The 1,965-nt window shown below is 36.3% G+C and carries 1 protein-coding gene and 1 pseudogene; both read right to left on the bottom strand.

Translation table 11 applies throughout. From position 1 onward, the window contains the following. Positions 1–196 (bottom strand): annotated as a pseudogene (locus H5072_RS18140) (HAD family hydrolase); the annotation flags it as partial. After that, positions 180–1,793, bottom strand: a complete 1,614-nt coding sequence (locus H5072_RS18135) for an aldolase catalytic domain-containing protein (RefSeq protein ID WP_182694348.1) — start codon at positions 1,791–1,793, stop codon at positions 180–182. The gene H5072_RS18135 and the pseudogene H5072_RS18140, both read right to left, overlap by 17 nt. Between the last annotated feature and the right edge of the window lie 172 nt (positions 1,794–1,965).

Genomic DNA, 1,965 nt, shown 5'->3' with positions numbered 1-1,965 from the left:
TAAAAATATCTACATGGTGAAAGCGCGAGCGTCCAAAATTATCACGAAAATAATCAACACATGCTTTAACTTGTGTAGTGTCTGTAACAATCGCTGATAGTGCATTATGCATTGCATCAATTTTTAATTGGTTGGAGTCTAAAATTACCCCATCGCAATCAAAAATATATACATCGTAATCAGCTATTAGGTGCATAAACAGAACCTTTAACTAATGGGTATGTTGTTGGCGTTAAAGATACAACTTTTGCCGCCAGTTTGTTTTTACTGTACAGGTCTAAAATTTTAATCATTTCTTGTTGGCGAGGGTCATTTTTCTCGTAGCCATCAAAGCCAACTGACTTAACCGACAACGGGCTAGACTCTAACAACATAGCAAGCACGTAGGCTGTTGTAATGTCCGAAGGAACAACGCTGTGCGTTTTATTCGCTGCAAGCTCGCCATCTTTAACATCTAAACCATAATCGAGTAAATCAAGATTACTAAGAAGAGATAGCTCGTCTTTAGAAAAACGATGCACTGGTAAAATAATCGGTTTGTTCAAGGCTTGATAACGCGTTGCATCAGCTAAAAATTTAGAGTTATGCGAAATAACATAATAATCAATTAAGTCCGCAGGAATCGCATTACTAATATTAACAGACACAACAACTGGTTTATATTGCTCTATATACAGTTTAATTGCATTTAAGTATTTAGTAGTGCTTGGTCCGTTAGCTAAAATAAGCACGTGTTTATTGTCAAATAAACCACATACAGCATCAGTTCCTGAAATTTCGCTATTACCGGTATTAAACGTTAATGCCGTGTTTAATATTGCACCGTTATACGATGTTGTACTTTCTAACTTACTCAAATAGTCAATTGCGCCTACAATTTCATCAGTACCGTAATGCGAGTTAGATAGCAGGTTTTGAATATAAGTAGGGTGTACATCGTTCTGCGCCCCTAAAAAGTAAAGTAAGTTACTACCCCAACCGTACTTTTTCTGCATTGATTCAAAGTGGCGTATTACTAACTCATAAATAGGTTTAGAATTGTATACTGAACCTTCTTTATCAAGTACTGCTAATAAGCTTTCAGTTTGTGTATTACCCGCACCACGTCCCATGCCTGTAATTGTAGTATCAAGCCAAGTAACCCCTAATTGTTTTGCAGTAAGCGTATTATCAAGGCCTTTACCCATATTATTATGAGTGTGTATACCTAACTCACCAGACCACTGCGTACGTAGTGCGTTAACAATACGTGTTACTTCATCGCCATCCATATTACCTAGCGAATCTGCAAAGTATAAAGAATCTAATCCGCCCCACTCTGTTGCTTGGCGAGCTTTATCAGCAATTACATCATCAGGTTTACCGCCCGCTTGCATTAAGTTGTAACCCACTATGTAGCCAAGTGCTTTAAGCTGTTTAACTATAGGACCAGAGTTTTCAACCTCATGAAAATGCGCAGCAATGCGTACTAAGTCTATTTTACTCTCATTTGCTGGTACAAATAGTTTGTTTATCGCATCTTCAACACTAAAGCCTGATTCCAAAATTGTTTTAGCGTCAACCATAACACCGTAAGTTGGCCCTTCAGGTAAATTTAATGAGTTTATATGCGCTTCAGTTGTATACGCATAGGCTCCCAAAAAGCCTTGCTTTGGAAAATTACGTAAACCTAGCTCTACATAATCTATGTTTGCTTCTGCTACTGCTATTAAATAAGCATTAACCACTTCAGACTCAAAATCCCAATTATTGTAATAACCACCGTCACGCAAAGTACAATCTAAAATTTTCATTATGTAAAACTCGCTTGATTTAAATATAGTTTTGTATTTTTAATAAAGTAATAAATTAATAAATGAAATAATTCATATCATCAAGCTCATTAAGCCTGCTCTTAAATTCAAATGAATTAAAATTACTCAGGAGCTTATCTTTTCCTACGTACCCTCTACATGCAGAGTAAAA

The sequence above is a fragment of the Pseudoalteromonas sp. SR45-5 genome (assembly GCF_014163565.1).
Taxonomy (GTDB): domain Bacteria; phylum Pseudomonadota; class Gammaproteobacteria; order Enterobacterales; family Alteromonadaceae; genus Pseudoalteromonas; species Pseudoalteromonas distincta.
This window is presented reverse-complemented; position numbering and strand designations above follow the sequence as displayed.